The organism is Mycobacterium szulgai (genome assembly GCF_002116635.1).
GTDB lineage: Bacteria > Actinomycetota > Actinomycetes > Mycobacteriales > Mycobacteriaceae > Mycobacterium > Mycobacterium szulgai.
The window spans coordinates 38437-53841 of the sequence record NZ_LQPW01000120.1; the positions used below are offsets into that span (position 1 = coordinate 38437).

At 61.2% G+C, this 15405-nt stretch carries 11 protein-coding genes and 3 pseudogenes; 6 read left to right on the forward strand and 8 right to left on the reverse strand.

What is annotated here, in order from left to right:
- Positions 1-179: 179 nt before the first annotated feature.
- Together AWC27_RS33235 and AWC27_RS33240 are read left to right on the forward strand one after the other, a co-directional pair.
- Positions 180-572: pseudogene (locus AWC27_RS33235) on the forward strand (PAS domain-containing protein); the annotation flags it as partial.
- Positions 552-1844 carry a putative bifunctional diguanylate cyclase/phosphodiesterase gene (locus AWC27_RS33240; protein ID WP_372516839.1) on the forward strand — a complete coding sequence of 431 codons (1293 nt, stop codon included), beginning with the start codon at positions 552-554 and terminating at the stop codon, positions 1842-1844. The pseudogene AWC27_RS33235 and the gene AWC27_RS33240, both read left to right, overlap by 21 nt.
- Positions 1845-1925: 81 nt before the next feature.
- Here the strand turns inward: AWC27_RS33240 and AWC27_RS16400 are convergent, their stop codons facing one another.
- On the reverse strand, positions 1926-2252 hold the full coding sequence (locus AWC27_RS16400; protein WP_372516838.1) for a WhiB family transcriptional regulator: 327 nt from the start codon (positions 2250-2252) through the stop codon (positions 1926-1928).
- A 416-nt stretch (positions 2253-2668) separates the two neighbouring features.
- Between AWC27_RS16400 and AWC27_RS16405 the strand changes: the two are divergent.
- A pseudogene (locus AWC27_RS16405) lies at positions 2669-3868 on the forward strand (cytochrome P450); the annotation flags it as partial.
- Between the two features lie 154 nt (positions 3869-4022).
- Here the strand turns inward: AWC27_RS16405 and AWC27_RS16410 are convergent.
- The 4 genes from AWC27_RS16410 to AWC27_RS16425 are packed head-to-tail and all read right to left on the reverse strand — an operon-like array spanning position 4023 to position 7730.
- Complete coding sequence (locus AWC27_RS16410) at positions 4023-5666, reverse strand: acyl-CoA synthetase (protein WP_085671448.1); 1644 nt, start codon at positions 5664-5666, stop codon at positions 4023-4025.
- 8 nt (positions 5667-5674) lie between these two features.
- Positions 5675-6292, reverse strand: coding sequence for a PaaI family thioesterase (locus AWC27_RS16415; protein ID WP_085671560.1), 618 nt, complete (start codon positions 6290-6292; stop codon positions 5675-5677).
- Positions 6289-6906, reverse strand: coding sequence for a cysteine hydrolase family protein (locus AWC27_RS16420; RefSeq protein WP_085671561.1), 618 nt, complete (start codon positions 6904-6906; stop codon positions 6289-6291). The genes AWC27_RS16415 and AWC27_RS16420 overlap by 4 nt, the downstream gene beginning before the upstream one ends.
- On the reverse strand, positions 6906-7730 hold the full coding sequence (locus tag AWC27_RS16425; RefSeq protein WP_085671449.1) for an aromatic ring-hydroxylating oxygenase subunit alpha: 825 nt from the start codon (positions 7728-7730) through the stop codon (positions 6906-6908). The genes AWC27_RS16420 and AWC27_RS16425 overlap by 1 nt, the downstream gene beginning before the upstream one ends.
- Positions 7731-8036: 306 nt before the next feature.
- Between AWC27_RS16425 and AWC27_RS32180 the strand changes: the two are divergent.
- Positions 8037-8487, forward strand: a pseudogene (locus AWC27_RS32180) (cyclohexanone monooxygenase); the annotation flags it as partial.
- Positions 8488-9137: 650 nt separating this feature from the next.
- On the opposite strand, the gene AWC27_RS16435 reads toward AWC27_RS32180, so the two are convergent.
- From AWC27_RS16435 to AWC27_RS16445, 3 genes are all read right to left on the reverse strand, one after another.
- Positions 9138-10001, reverse strand: a complete 864-nt coding sequence (locus AWC27_RS16435) for an MlaE family ABC transporter permease (RefSeq protein ID WP_085671450.1) — start codon at positions 9999-10001, stop codon at positions 9138-9140.
- 195 nt (positions 10002-10196) lie between these two features.
- The gene (locus tag AWC27_RS16440; protein WP_245847211.1) at positions 10197-10862 is read right to left on the reverse strand and encodes an ABC transporter substrate-binding protein; all 666 of its coding nucleotides are present in this window, start codon (positions 10860-10862) and stop codon (positions 10197-10199) included.
- A 232-nt stretch (positions 10863-11094) separates the two neighbouring features.
- Positions 11095-11502 carry a hypothetical protein gene (locus AWC27_RS16445; RefSeq protein WP_139837047.1) on the reverse strand — a complete coding sequence of 136 codons (408 nt, stop codon included), beginning with the start codon at positions 11500-11502 and terminating at the stop codon, positions 11095-11097.
- Positions 11503-12485: 983 nt separating this feature from the next.
- Between AWC27_RS16445 and AWC27_RS16450 the strand changes: the two genes are divergently transcribed.
- Positions 12486-13739, forward strand: a complete 1254-nt coding sequence (locus tag AWC27_RS16450; protein ID WP_085671453.1) for a YcaO-like family protein — start codon at positions 12486-12488, stop codon at positions 13737-13739.
- Between the two features lie 489 nt (positions 13740-14228).
- The gene (locus AWC27_RS16455) at positions 14229-15299 is read left to right on the forward strand and encodes an alpha/beta hydrolase (protein ID WP_085671454.1); all 1071 of its coding nucleotides are present in this window, start codon (positions 14229-14231) and stop codon (positions 15297-15299) included.
- Positions 15300-15405 lie beyond the last annotated feature (106 nt).

The following is a 15405-nucleotide window of genomic DNA, read 5'->3' on the forward strand; positions in this document are numbered from 1 at the left end:
CGGCTATCGATCTGGGCGGTGCGGGGGTCCTTGCGAGCGCAGCTCGGCAATGGCGGTGTAGAAGTTGATCTTTGGTCGTTGCGGTGAGGGAGGGTCTCGACCAGATGGATGTTAACGACGACGCGGGTGCTGTACTCGCGGAGGCCAAGCGGGACGCGACCAACGGCGCGATCCAGACGATGCTTGCCGGTGGCGCGAGTGGTCGGGACGCCGAACTCCTGCGCGCGGTATTCGCCCAGGCAGGTGTCGGGGTGGGCATATCCGACATCACCGGCAAGATCCTGGTAGTCAATGCCTTCTTCGCCCGGATGTTTGGTTATGAGACAGAAGAGTTCATCAATACGTTCAGAGTCAGCGATCTCACCCATCCCGACGACACCGCCGAAGTCTGGGATCAGTACGCGGCATTGATGCGTGGTGACGTAGAGATGGTCAGCCTGGAAAAACCCCACCTGCACCGAGACGGACACACCATCTGGAATACCGTCAACGTCTCACTGATCCGTGACGTCAACGGCGTACCCATTTACACCTTGGCCGTATTCGGAGACGTGACCGACCGCCACCAGCTTGAACAACAGTTGCGTCATCAAGCCCTGCACGATCCGTTGACGGGACTGCCGAATCGCAGTCAGTTCTTCGATCGTCTCAGCGCTGCGTTCGAAGACCCGAAATCCCGGGTCGGCATCTGCTATGTCGACCTCGACGGCTTCAAGGACGTCAACGACACGCTCGGCCACGACGTCGGCGACAAGCTGATCGTCATGGTCGCCGAGCGACTGTCCTTGTGCCTGCAGCGACCCCAACAATTTGTTGCGCGTCTGGGTGGCGATGAGTTCGTCTTCCTGTTGCCAGAACCCGCCAGCACGAGCGAGGTTACCGACCTCGCTGACTCGGTTTTGCGTGTCCTTGAGTCGCCGTTCGATATCGATGGGAACCCGATTACGGTGTCCGCCAGCGTGGGCGTCATGGAACAAGAGGTCGCCATCATCTCTGAGGTCGACTTGATGAAGGGGGCAGACGTAACGCTTGCGCGCGCGAAGCAAGCCGGCGGCAACCGGTGGGTGATTCATGATCGCCATCATGAAAACACCCCCATGCACAAAGCGCTCGACCGCGGCGAATTCCGTCTCGTCTACCAGCCGATCGTGCGGCTCGCCGATAACTGCATCATCGGCGCCGAGGCTTTGCTGCGCTGGGAGCACCCGACGTTGGGAACGCTGTTGCCAGACCGATTCATCGGCCTCGCCGAGCGAAACGGCATGATCGTGCCACTCACGAATTTTGTGGTCGAGCAAGCGTGCCGCCACATGCAGGGCTGGGGTGCCGGCCAGTCCGCCGACTCGCAAATGTTCGTTAGCGTTAACGCGGCTGTTCGCAACATATGCGACCCCGGCTTTATCTCGGTGGTCAAGAATGCGCTTGGCAATGCCGGCCTGCCCCCGCATGCGCTGCAGTTGGAAGTTACCGAGAATGCGGTCCTGGGCAAGGACGACAATTCGGTGAAGCGGATGCAGCAGTTGTCCGATATGGGCGTGTCCATCGCCATTGATGATTTCGGCACCGGGTTCTCCAGCTTGGCCTACCTGCGTGACCTGCCCGTCGATGTGGTCAAACTCGCCGGCGAGTTCATCAAGAATCTCGGCGGCAATATTCAGGGGCGGCTGGCCGACGAACAGATCACCCGAGCGATGATTGACCTCGCTCACACGCTTGGCCTCACCGTTACCGCGGAACAAGTCGAGACCGCGAGTCAAGCTGCCCGGTTGCGTGCTCTTGGCTGCGACGCGGCGCAAGGCTGGCATTTTGCCAAGCCAATGCCGCCCGAGCTCTTCAATCAATAGCGCACCCGCGGTACGAAAGATCGCGAAAGGCCTTTGAACGCAGCCGTTTCGGACCAGACCGGAGTCGCGAGTGTCCCGGTTTTATCCGACCTGGCGAGTGCTGCGCTTATTGAGGAAGTCCGCCCACGACACGACCTCGGGGTGCTGCTTGAGCAGGGCCCTGCGCTGGCGTTCAGTCATGCCACCCCAGACGCCGTACTCGACCTGGTTGTCCAGCGCATCTGCTGCGCATTCCCGCATTACCGGGCAGTGCCGGCAGATGGCCGCAGCCTTGCGTTGCGCGGCTCCCCGGACAAAGAGTTCGTCCGGATCTTTGCTCTTGCACAGTGCATTCGACACCCAATCCCGATCTTCTGACTCATCTGAGCGCAGAATTCCATTTGGAGTCACCAGATTAATCTGCCGCATCGCGGGCCGTGTTGCTGACAACGAGGTGTCCCTTCTTCCCGCCCCATGTTGCGATCGTCCCCGCGGAAGACAACGTGTGATCCGCGTCTCGCCTAAGTTTAAGTTCACCGATTGGGTGCCAAGTGCACCAATTTTTTGGGTGCGTGCAAGAGCGGCTTGATTAAATTCAATCCTGCGTCGGCCAGATATCAAGTGTCATGGGGACGGGATGTTCGCGGCGGCGGCCCCGGGTGCTCGGTGCGGCTCATTCCGCGATGCCAGGAATACTTGGTTATAATACTGTAACCATTACCGTTGATCGTGCCGAATGGGCTTCATGTTGTCCGGAAAGGGCAGGAGATGACCACGTTTAACCGTCCTGCCGGCGACGGCGCGGTTGGGCGGCGGTGCGATGAGTTGCGGGTAGCGCGGGCCAAATGACCACGGCCGACGTGGTCTTCGACCCGTTCTCCGAGGAATTCTTCAACGATCCGTATCAGACCTACCGGCGAATGCGTGCCGAAGCGCCCGTCTATTACAGCGCAAAGTACGACTTCTACGCGCTGACCCGCCACCACGATGTGGCGGCGGCCTTCAAGGACTTCGAAACTTACTCGTCTGCCTACGGTGTGGACCTCGCTCAGGTGCGTAAAGGCCAGGTGACTTCCCACGGATCGATCATCGCGATGGACCCCCCGGCGCACCGCCGCATGCGCGGCCTACTGAACAAGGTGTTCACCCCGCGCGCCATTCAGGCGTTGCGGCCATTGGTGACTGAAGTGGTGGATAAGCACCTATCTGTCGTGGATCCGGACGGCTTCGACTTCGTTCAAGACTTTTCGGCGCCGTTCCCTGTCGACGTGATGACGACACTGCAGGGTGTTCCGGAGCGGGATCGCCAGCAGATTCGGCTGTGGATCGATGATCTGCTGCACCGCGAACCCGGCGAAGTCGAGATGAGTGAGGCGGGTCTGAAGTCGGCCGTCGACATGGCCATCTATTACTACCGGCTCACCAAGGTGCGGCGTGAAAGTCTGGGTGAGGATCTGCTGAGCAAGCTGATCAAGGCCGAGATCGAACGCGACAACGGCCAGCTGGAGCCACTGACCAACATCGAGATCACGGAATTCGCAACGCTATTGGGGGGTGCCGGTGCCGAGACGGTGACCAAGCTGCTGGGTAACGCCGCAGTGGTGTTCGCCAGAAATCCCGGCCAGTGGCAGCAGCTACTACATGACCGCAGCAAGATTGGGCTTGCGGTCGACGAATTGCTGCGCTACGAAGCGCCAGCACAGTACAACGTGCGTCGCTCGACGCGCGCCGTCCGCTTGCACGCGACGACCATACCGGCGGGTAAGCCGGTGTTCTTGGTGGGAGCTTCGGCTAACCGTGATCCGCTGGCGTGGACCGACCCAGATACGTTCGACATCAACCGCGACCGCACTCAGTCGCTCAATCTGGGGCTCGGCTATGGCATCCATAGCTGCTTAGGCGCGGCACTGGCGCGCCTGGAAAGCGCGATTGCATTGGGTCGGATGCTGGATTTCATGCCTCGTTACGAGGTCGACTGGAGTAGCTGCAGGCGGGTGAACATGCAGAACGTGGCGGGCTGGAGCAATGTGCCGGTCCGGGTGCTGAGCGTCTTCTCCCTGCGCCACACCAAGGTGCCGTTGGTGGTCCTACCACTTGACGAGGTCACGCTCGCCGAACATCAAGCGATCACCATCGAGAACGAGCGCGACGAAATAGGCTCTGGCCCAAAAGCACCCAAAGCCGCGCGCTGCAACTCGCTCATGATTCGGCTTCGGCCTGTGCCCGCGCCCACAGGTAGTCGGCCTTCCCGGCGGGGCTGCGCTGGATGACGGGGCGAAACACGATGGCCTTGGGGAGTTTATAGCGGGCCAGCGATTGTGCGGCGTGGGCGACCAGCTCATCGGCCTCGGCGTGGGCTCCTGCGGCGAGCGCGACGATCGCCACCACTTCGGTGCCCCACCGCTGGCTCGGCCGGCCGGAAACCACCACGTCTGCCACCGCGGGATGCGAGGCGATCGCGGTCTCCACTTCCTCGGCGAAGATCTTCTCGCCGCCGGAGTTGATCGTCACCGAATCGCGGCCGAGCAATTCGATGCAGCCGTCGGTACGGTGGCGCGCCCGGTCGCCGGGGACCGCGTACCTTACGCCGTCGATCACGGGGAAGGTCGCGGCGGTCTTGACGGCGTCGCCCTTATAGCCGAGCGGAACATAACCACGCTGAGCCAGCCAACCGTTGCCGTCATGGCCCGGCGGCAGCATCGCGGTCAGGTCTTCGGCGGCCACGAAGGTATCGGGCCCGGCGTTGAAGGTGCCCGTCGAGACCGCTCCCGAGGTCGACAGGTGGTGCATCTGCGCACCGGTCTCCGAAGATCCGACGCCGTCGACGACGACGGCATTGGGCAAGGCATCGATCAAGCGCTGCTTGACATATGGGGTCAATAGCGCGCCGCCATTGGCGACGACGGCCAGCGAGGACACATCCGCGACGCCCTTTTCGATGGCTGCCACCAACGGGCGGGCTATTGCGTCACCCACCACCGTCACCACCGCGACGCGCTCGCGCTCGATGGTGCGCACGACCTCCTCGGGGTCCAAATGGTCTACCACCGAAGGAAAGACGATGGACTGCCCGGTGGTCATGGCCGTCATGACGGTCCACTGGGCCGCGCCGTGGATCAGCGGCGGAAGCACCATGAGCTTGGTTCCGGGCCCTGCGGCTACCCGCGCGGTGATCTCGTCGATGGAGCCGACGGGCTGGCCGGTGTAGAGATCACGACCGCCGAAGGAAGTCATGAAGATGTCGTGCTGGCGCCACAGCACACCCTTGGGCATGCCCGTAGTCCCGCCGGTGTAGAGAACGTACAGGTCGTCGGGGGACTGCTGTAGCGGCGGCGGCCCGGAAGAAACGGATGCCAGCGCGTCCTCGTAATCGACTGCGCAGTCGAGCAATTCGTTACCCGAATCGTCGGCGATCTGGATCAACACCCGTAGGCCGGGAAGGTCCGACAGGACCTCGGCCACTCGTGGCGCGAACGCGGCGTGGTAGATCAGCGCGGTCGCGCCCGCATCCTCGAGTAGGTACTGCAGCTCGTTCTTGACGTAACGGAAGTTGACGTTGAACGGGGCGACCCGCGCCGCAAAGCTGCCGAGCAACGCCTCGACGAATTCGTTGCCGTTGTACGCATAGAGGCCCAGCAGGTCCTGGCCCACCTCATGGCCGGCCAGATCGGATCGCTCGGTGTGGCAGCCCAGCCCCTGCGAATGCAGGTATGTGGCAAGGCGGTTCGCTCGCTCGACGACCTGTGCGTAGCTGTAGCGCTTGTCGCCCTGAACGATCAGCTCGCGCTCACCGATCGCGGTAGCGACAGCGTGCGCGACGGCGGGCACGGTAAATTCGGACATCAGACCTCTCACGGTTGGTGGGGCAGCAGGCGGACCATCAGGCCGTTGGCCTCGGTGAGCAACGTGTGGTCGGCGGCGGTCATGGTCGCGGTGATGAAGACCTTCCGGCCCTCGCTGCGCGTGATCCGGCCCTGCGCGGTCAGCGGCTCGTCGATCGGGGTGACGCTGCGGTAGTCGACATGCAAGTAAGCAGTGCGAGTGGGGCGAATGTTGCCCGTTGAGACCACCATGCCGAATAGCCAGTCATAGAAGAGCGGGATCATGCCCCCGTGCACCGCGTTGTTCCCACCGACGTGGGATCGGGTGAAGTGTCCCGTCATGGTTACTCCGTCGGCCCCGCCGTCGCGCAGCGTCCACGGCGGCAGCAGCGGATGGCCCAGGCCGGGTAGTTCGATTACCTTGCCCGCCGGCGCCTCGACTTCGGGCACCCGATGGGATTCCGGCATGGCGCAAGCGCTTTCGACCTGATCGGCGGCAGCGGCCCACACCGAGGCATCGGGGTTGGTGGAGACGGTGAGGTCCTGTAGGCGCCGCATTGCGGCAGCGAATCGGCCCAGATCGGGCGGCGCGCTGAGCGGTTTGACTTCGGGGAATCCGCCGCGGATTCCGGGTGCGGTTTCGGTCATGGCCCCTTCCATGCATTGATCAGCTCGTCGGTGGTGGTGATGGTGGCCAGCAGCGACAGGGTGTTGGTTATGACGGCAGCGCCGTACTCGGTGGGTACACCGGCCACAGCGTCACTAGGTATGACGACGCGATATCCGGCGTTGACCGCGTCCATGACCACATTGGGTATCGCGATGTTCAGCGAAACGCCGACCACCAAAATGGTAGAAATCGCGAGGTTGCGCAGGATCGCATCGAGGTCGGTACCGCCCATCGGTCCGACGCCGTGCCAGCGGCTCAACACCAAATCGGTTGGTTCGGGTCCTAATTCGGGAAGCAACGCGGCACCGGGCGAGCCGGGTGCGATGTCCACGTCGTGTCCGACGGCGAAAATCTTGGCATTGTGATTGGAGCCGCGTCCGTCGGGTCGTCGTTGCACCAGGCAATGCACCACTTGCACCCCGGCCGCGCGGGCCGCTGGCAGCAGCCGCACGATGTTCGGGAGCGCGATGCGCCGAGCCTCCTCGGCAAGTACCGCAAGTCCGGCGTGCGGGCCGACGACCGCTGCCTGACACTCCTGGGTGACGACCGCGGTGTGCTCCGGGGCCACGAGGTCGGCGAGGCGGGCGGCCATCATGCGGTCGCGATAATGTCGTCGCGCGGCGAGACGTCATAGCACTGGGTGGCCCAATTCCGCAACGCCTTACAAGGTTTCGCGTCGACCTTGGACAGTGCGGGATGCTCGACGTAGTTCTGGTAGCGCCAGATGTTGAGGTCGTCCCACACCGTCACCAGGTGCTGCTTTTCTACCCGCTCACGCACGTCCTCCGGCGGCACATCCGAGGCATCGCCGGCGTTTCGCGGCCACCAGATCGCATAGAACATGTTGGAGCTGCGGTCATCGACCGGGGTGCACGCGAAGATCAGCCGGTGGTTGGATGCGTCCGCGAACGCGCTGATGGCGCCACCGCGTCCGAACACGTGGCTGTGAATCCGCAATGCCATCCGGTAAGGCCGGTAATGCGCGGCGGGGTCGATTTCGAATTGCGGGAATGAGGTGAAGATGTCGGGCATTTCCCAGTGCGGCCGGTTGCCGTGGGGATGATGCCAGACGAACACGCAGCCGTACTGCTCGAGGACCGGGAAAACGCGCAATCGCAGCCGGCGGTTGGGCCGGTCCGGCTGATACGGGATGTACCGGTTGGTGCCGTCCGGGCCCCAGCGCCAGCCGTGGAACGGACATTTCACGCAGTCGTCGACGATCGTGCCGCGATGTCCAATGCGCGCGCCCAGGTGTTTGCAGTGTGCCTCCAGTACATGCAGTTCTCCGGGTTCATCGCGATAGGCGACCAGGACCTCACCGAGGTATCGCAGCGGCCCGACCTCCACGGCCGGAAACTGCGGTGACCACCCGACCATCAACCATCCGGTGACCTTCCAGGTGAACAGGACTTTCACGCCGGCTCCTCGGTGCGAGTGATACTAAATCCGTTACAGTATAGATTTCAGCAGGTCGGACCGGTGCGCCCAGGTTGGCAAGGTGCATGAATGGGTGCAGCGGCTCATGACCCTCTGGACGCCCTCGTCATCGGCGCCGGGTTCTCCGGGCTGTACACCCTGCACCGGCTCGTGCGCGTGGGGTACGGATCCGTGTGCTGGAGATGGCCGAAAACGTCGGCGGGACCTGGCTATACAACCGAAACGCGGGCGCACGTTGCGACATCGAGAGCATCGAATACTCCTACAGCTTCTGCGGAGATCCATGCGCTGAGCCGCATCGACATCCGCGACCGCGATGGCATGTCGCTCGGCGAGTTCTGCTGCAGCGAGGGGCGGTCGTCCTACTTCGGGCTGGCGGTGGGCGGTTTCCTGAACCTGTTCACGGGTGCAGGGCCCGGGCAGTCCCAGCGCGGCCGGCAACTTCGTCGCGGCAGTGGAGCAGTCTGTGGAGTTGATCAGCGGTTGCATTGCCTACCTGCGCGCCAACGGATTCACGCCATCGAAGCGTTGCCGAGTGCGCAGCAACAATGGGTCGACCACGCCCCGCGCTCGTCGCACCGACCGTGCTGGTGCACCCCACGTGCAAGCCTTGGTACAACGGCGGCAATGTCCCGGGAAAAAGGATGTATGGGTTATACCGGCGACATTCCCGAATGCCGGCGTCGGTGCGACGAGATCGCGGCCCGGCGGCTACAGCGGTTTCAAGTTGGTTTAATCGTCATTGACAAATCCTGCGGGATTACGGATGAAATGACTCGAATGTCGACCTTTTACCGCGAGGTGTATATAAAGTGCCGCAGCGGAACTGGTCTGATGGCGATAATGCACCGGCTGGCGCCTGTGGCAGCGGTGGTTAACCCCAAGCGGCACTGATGAATTAACCGCCCGGCGCTGCCGCGTACCTGGATGTCGATTATCTTTACACGAATAAAAAACGGATGTGATCTCGGCAACTTCTAGCGCTGGTGTCTGGACTTTGTTGCCCCATGTTGTCTAATGGTAATGCGCCATTAGTTGAAGGGCTGGCAGCTAATGTGCGGTTCGCCGGCCGCCCGCACAATCGATTGAATCGAAGTGATGAAAGCGTTTATGGACCAAAGTAATGGCCGCCATTACATGAATGAACTTGTTGGAGATGGGCACCCGCCGCTACCGACCGGGGGGCTGGTCAACGTGACCGCCGAAGCTGGTTTGGCGAGCCGGTTGACTCCAGTGCAAGCTTGGGAACTCCTGAAGTGCATCGAGAAGGAATTGGCGACGACAATAGATCTTCTCAGATACATCGAAGAGAAACTCGCTGATTCGCTGCCGCACGGGCGATTTAGTCCAAGGTACCTTCGCGCAACCTTGGACGGACATGGATTCCTACCCTGAGAGGTTGAAGTTGCCGTGTGCGCCGTATACCGCCAGTGAGATGAACAGCGTGGTGACCACCACGACGATCAGTGACGTCCGCACCGCCTGCCCGACTGCGATGCCCACGCCGACGGACCCGCCGCTGGCGTTGTAGCCGTAATAGGTGTGCACCAGCATCACCGCGATCGCCATCACGATCGCCTGCAGGAACGACCACAACAGGTCCGAGGGAATAAGGAAGGTATTGAAGTAGTGGTCGTAGAGGCCTGCGGACTGGCCGTTGATGAATACGGTGGTGAAGCGGGCGGCGAAGAATGCGGCGAGCACCGACAGCGAATACAGCGGGATGATCGCGATGAGACCGGCGATAAGCCGAGTGGATACCAGATACGAAACCGAGTGCACCGCCATGCATTCGACGGCGTCGATCTCCTCTGATACCCGCATGGCGCCCAGTTGGGCGGTGGCACCGGCCCCGATGGTGGCCGCCAGCGCGATGCCGGCGTTCACCGGCGCGATCACCCGGACGTTGAGGAATGCCGACAGGAACCCGGTGAGCGCCTGGACACCGACGTTGCCCAGCGACGAATAGCCTTGCACCGCGAGGATGCCGCCCCCAGCCAGTGTCAGCAATGCCACCACCCCGGCGGAGCCGCCGATCATCACCAGCGTCCCCGAGCCCAGGGTCATCTCGGCGATGAGCCGAACAGTCTCCTTGCGGTACCGGGTGATCGCATTGGGGACGTAGCGCAGGGTTTCGCCGAAGAACAGCGCCTGCTCACCAAAATTGTCGACCGGCCGCCACACCCTTGGCGGAAGAGCGCGCACGGACCCAACCCGACTAGTACTCCGCACGTTGCGCGGCAGCGCCATGGCACAGTCGAATCGAGGCCGGAATCATGGTGTGAGGCAGAGCAATACGCACCCAGATACAGTCGTGAATAATCGTGTGGCGGTGAAGGGCCAATCTGCCCCATCATCGTGACCAAATGCGATAAATCGCTTGCCGGCCTGACCCGAGCGGCACGCCATGCATGCAAAATGTTCGCGTCGCACCCGCTTGGGTGGTCAATGCTGGGCCTGGCTCTGATCAAGATTGGGATTGCCGAGCCATTTCGCCCGTATCCGTTCCAGGGTCCCGTCTCGCTCGAGAACGGACTGGGCGGTATCGATCCGATCTAGACGGTCCTGGTCTGCTTTGGGCACGGCGATGGCGATCTTTTCAACCGAGATCCCTGTCCTCTGAACTACTTCGACCCCGGGCACTTGTTTGACCAGTTCCGTGAGCACCGGTGCCAATTTCATGAACACGTCGCAGGCGCCGGTGGTGAGATCCGTCAGCGCGCTGCGGATGGAGCCATAGTCGTAGACGCGAACACGCGCGGCCTTGCCCTCAGCGACAAGCCGGTTGGCTATCGGCTGGCTGGTATTGCCTTGCTGCACACCGATCGTGAGCCCGTGCAGGTCGTTGATGGACCTGACGTATGGAAGCCGGGCAGTATCAACGGCCAGCGATTGGCCGGACACTAGATACGGCGCGGCGAATGCCACCTGTTGCTCACGTTCGGGAGTCACCGTGGTCCCCGCGGCGACGCACTCATACTCACCGCCGTTGAGCGCGTTGAAGATTCCGTTGAAATCGGCGCCGGTGTAGGAGATGAATTCTGCTTGCACGCCAAGTGCTTTCGCGATCTCGGACATCAGATCGATATCGATACCACCGCCTCCGGGCATCCCGTTGAACGGGGGATCGGGAAATGCCGCACCGACCCGCAGCGTCTCCGCATCTGGCGATTGGCACGCCACTGCGCCGAACGCTGTCGTCGCCACCACTCCGAATCCCTTCACCATAAAGCGTCGCCTGCTCAGTGCCATCGGATTTCCTGTCCGCATACGACTTGCTGCGACATTCTAGAGAGCCCCCGCCGCAGCAGGGGCGCTACCGTGCGGTTGGGTTGATCGGCCATCATGTCGCCAGCGTGGCCGCGGGTGGAAACTCCATGGCTTCCGACCGTCCATCGAAGCCCATTCGGCTGCGTATCGTGGACGGATTTGTGATGATGACCGCTCCGCAGCTACGGACAATTGCATTCAGCCGGTATGCGAGACCGAAATTGTCGCTCAAGGTGATATCACCATCGCGGGTGACGAGATAAGGCGTGTCCGCAATTCTTCCGGACCCGACTACATCGACCGCACTATCAGGCTGGGCTGCGTAGCAGGCGAGGCGTTCGAGAGGCCCCGCAACTTGGCCTTTGCGCTTGCCGAATTCGAGCTTCCTGATCTGTGCTCGTGCCTGCTGGGGCAAGACGGCAGCATCCAATGGTTGACCCTGCTCGACCTGATTTCCCGGAGTGAATTGCGCGCCCGTCACAGCGGACCCTGGGGTCAGGTCATGCGGCATAGGATTTGTGCGGCAACGGGACCGATAGAACAGGGCTGTGCCGACGATCGATATAGCGGAACTTTATATACATTATGCATGTGTGCGAAATCCTTCAGCTAGCCGCCGCGGTGAATTATTTTGGTTGCATTGGTGCAATGTCTCTGCCGCCCTTGCTGACGATGTGAGCTAGTTGTACCTGCGGTATCGATTTTAAGTCCAGGCCGAAGCGGCAGAAGTTGCGCGAATCACACTGGGCGGCCGACCAAAGCATTGAATCGCCGTTGTAAACCGCGTTGACAAATGAGTGTTGACGGACCCAGCGACGGCTCCGTTTTATGTCTGCGGTGGGCGGCTTTATCCATGCGGTGATGAGGCCGGCGCCACTGTGTACATTTCTTCCCGCTTTACACCTGAGTCTGGGCCAATTTGACCTAGCAGCCACCCACGGGTGCTGCTTTGCTTCTCTTGAAGCGCCGCAAGTTAATTGCGACGCGGTCACCGGCCACGTGACCAGCGCTTCGGAGCGTGACTTCACGTGCGTGCTTGGACACCTCGAGGAAGGCGCGGTTCTTTGCCTACACATCAAGACATGCTTATAGGGGCACTAATTGCAGCTACTTCAAGCGAGCGGAGCAGGGATGGCTTCGGCGGCCACACCAGCCGCAGTGCACTGCTATTTCGCAAATTTCGCCATCGATGCCAGCCCCGCAAAAGGTAAGCGTCTTGTCGTCTACGGCTGCAGGTCACATATACCGGCGATGGAAGGAAGGGGGTGAGGCCATGAGCCATGACACGCTGTTTACCGAAAGCGAATCGACGTACGCGCTCATCATGTCGGCGATGTTTGTTTGTGACAATCTTCCTGAGTGAATAGTTCGCGCCATCTGCTGGCGGGAATGTCGTTGAGCGAGGATGCGAGATTCCCGTCAGCAGCGGCTGGCAGACGCAATATGTAATTACGAAGGTGATGAATGCCCGAAACGTGCGGTCTGAGTACCGCCGGAATGTTGTCCGGCCCGGATTGGTCATACTGGCCTAATCGCATCCTGGGTACGGCCAACCCGGCGACAATCGACTACCGCACCGGCACGCACCGCATTACCTCGCCTGAAATGACATGGCACGCAGTAGAACCAGTGTTCGACCTGGCCGGAATCACTCGCGTCGCCGACTTGACCTGGCTAGACGATATCGGTATCCCCACGGTTCAGGCGGTTCGACCCGGGTCCATGACATTGTCGGTCAGCCAGGGCAAGGGCGTCACCTACCGTGCCGCCCAAGTGTCGGCGGTGATGGAATCGCTGGAAAACTGGCACGCCGAGAATGTCGGCCCCGACGTGTGGTCGGTGTGTGCCTCGGATCTGGTACCTGGCCTCACGTACGACTTGGGGCAATTGCGCCGACCACAAGAGAGCCTGTACCACCCGGCCGCCAAGCTCGACTGGATGGCCGCTACCACCTTGCTGACGGGACGTCGAACCTGGGCGCCGCACCAAGCCGTCGTCATGAATTTGGAGGTGAAAGACGTATGGGATCCCCCGATGTTTTCGGCGGACTCAACGGGGTTGGCCTCCGGTAACAGCTATTACGAGGCCGCGCTGCACGGGCTGTACGAGATCATGGAGCGGCACAGTTTGGCCACCGGTGAGCCGGGCCTCACGATGTTCGAGGTGCCGCTCGAGGACATCGAAAGCTCATCATGCGCCGAGATGGCCAAGACGATTGTTCGAAGCGGCAGCCAAGTCCGAATTACCCGCATCGATAACTGGAACGGTTATTACTGCTTCGCCGTCGACCTGATTTCGCCGATGATGGAAGTATCTTTTAGCGGCAGTGGACTACATCATGACCCAAACATCGCGTTAGCCAGGGCAATCACCGAAGCGGCGCAATCGCGCCTGACTGCCATCAGCGGAGCCCGCGAAGATTTGCCGCCTCTGATATATCACCGGTTCGCCAAAGTGCACACTTATGCTCCGCTGCGTCCCACGTTGTGGCAACTTCCTCACGCTAGGCAGATATCGTGGAACGTCCCACCTCAGGATTCGTTGATAGATCTCCTTAACTCTGCGGCAGCGGTCGTAGCGACAAAAACCGGCACTGAACCTATCGGCGCCGTTTGCAATTTCGCTGACGCTTGCGTCCCGGTTGTGAAGGTTATTGCGCCCGGATTGCTTGCGTCTGTGCTGCCACCAGTGCGCGAACCGGAGCAAGGGCCCGTCTAATCTGCGGGTATGCACTCTAAATACTGGCGCCTGTGGTACCAGCAGCTCGCTGTTCCGAGTCCGAGCCATCGGCCCGGTTTGTCTTCTCGCTAACGAAAAAATGCCCCTACCAGAAATGGGCGTGCGTTTGGGCCCTACCGACGCCTGCGGCGTAAATATGGTGTACATGCGGCCTGGCCCATCTGAATGACAACTAAAATGTACACAGTTAACGACAGGAAATGTCGCAGTTAACTTACACGCACCGCTAGATTAATCAAGACATAATTTGTGTAGACTTTGTTCAGTACCACTGTTGTGGCCATTTCTCCGCCGTCGATGCCGACGTACGTCTCTGTTTCCATGGTTACTGGTTAGGTGTGCGTTCCGATGCTGTACTTCTTCGAATCGAACAACATTGCGGCCAGGTTGGGAACGGCTACGACCAGATTGGCATTGAGATCCATAGCTTATCAACCTAATTACCGACCGAAGTGAATCTCAGGGGTCATGACCGCATTCAATTACACGTCGAGCGCAGCCGCTGACGCCGCGTCTGCGCGTGCGATTTCACCCACACGCGTATTGGAGGCACGGGGGCCTGTGTCCAGCGAGGCGGACTTGGTCGAGATCGTCGAGACGGGGCCGAGCATTGCCGGGCAGCTGGTGGCTTTGACCTCTCGGGTGGCGATCAGGCCACTGGTGGCGATGGTCGGCCACTTTCCGCGGCTACCCGTGCCGTGGAGCTTGGTCGACTTCGCGTGCGGATTGCTGCCTGTTGGCCGGGGATCCCAGAGCACCCCGATTTCTTTGCCGAACACGACCGCCGAAGTCGTTTGCGCATCCGGGGTTCCCTCCGCCGAGGGGGACCGACGGGCGGTGCTGTACCTACATGGCGGCGCCTTTCTGGCGTGCGGTACGAACACGCACAGGAGAATCGTTACAGCGCTCTCGGCGTTCGCTGACGCACCAGTGTTGGTGGTCAATTACCGCTTAATCCCCAAGCATTCGATTGGCATGGCTGTTGATGATTGCCACGATGCTTACCAGTGGTTGCGAACCCACGGGTATGAACCGGACCAGATCGTACTGGCCGGGGATTCGGCGGGTGGTTATCTTGCGCTCACCCTGGCTCAGCGGTTGCGGGATCACGGCGAGACGCCCGCGGCGCTAGTGGCCATCTCGCCGCTATTGCAGCTGGCCAAGGGCCCCAAGCAATCGCATCCCAACATCGAGACAGATGCGATCTTTCCAGCGAAGGCCTTCGATGCGCTGGAGGCCTGGGTAACCAAAGCCGCTGCCAAGCGCCTCGTCGATGGCCGACGCGAAGAAGTCTATGAGCCGCTAGATCAGATCGAATCAGGTTTGCCGCCAATGCTTGTGCACGTGTCTGGCTCGGAGGTCCTGCTCTATGACGCGCAGCTGGCTGCGGGCAAGCTTGCGGCGGCCGGCGTGCGTACCGAGCTGCGGGTGTGGCCCGGCCAAGTTCATGTCTTCCAGCTGGCGGCGCCGCTGGTGCCCGAAGCTACTCGCTCGTTGCGTCAGATAGGGCAGTACATTCGCCGCGCCACGAGCGCATGAGCGCACGAGCGCACTCAACCAATAACGCAGGCACACAACAAGGTTCAAGGATGTCTACCGCACCCCCAACACAGCGACCGTCCGTCGCCCACGTCAGAGGCGATGT

Excerpts from the sequence above, each read along its gene's own strand:
- AWC27_RS16420 (WP_085671561.1), bottom strand. The coding sequence starts at position 6,906 with ATGGCCGCCCGCCTCGCCGACCTCGTGGCCCCGGAGCACACCGCGGTC.
- AWC27_RS16435 (WP_085671450.1), bottom strand. The coding sequence starts at position 10,001 with ATGGCGCTGCCGCGCAACGTGCGGAGTACTAGTCGGGTTGGGTCCGTG.
- AWC27_RS16400 (WP_372516838.1), bottom strand. The coding sequence starts at position 2,252 with ATGCGGCAGATTAATCTGGTGACTCCAAATGGAATTCTGCGCTCAGAT.
- AWC27_RS16415 (WP_085671560.1), bottom strand. The coding sequence starts at position 6,292 with ATGACCGAAACCGCACCCGGAATCCGCGGCGGATTCCCCGAAGTCAAA.
- AWC27_RS16455 (WP_085671454.1), top strand. The coding sequence starts at position 14,229 with ATGACCGCATTCAATTACACGTCGAGCGCAGCCGCTGACGCCGCGTCT.
- AWC27_RS16450 (WP_085671453.1), top strand. The coding sequence starts at position 12,486 with ATGCCCGAAACGTGCGGTCTGAGTACCGCCGGAATGTTGTCCGGCCCG.
- AWC27_RS16440 (WP_245847211.1), bottom strand. The coding sequence starts at position 10,862 with ATGCCCGGAGGCGGTGGTATCGATATCGATCTGATGTCCGAGATCGCG.
- AWC27_RS16410 (WP_085671448.1), bottom strand. The coding sequence starts at position 5,666 with ATGTCCGAATTTACCGTGCCCGCCGTCGCGCACGCTGTCGCTACCGCG.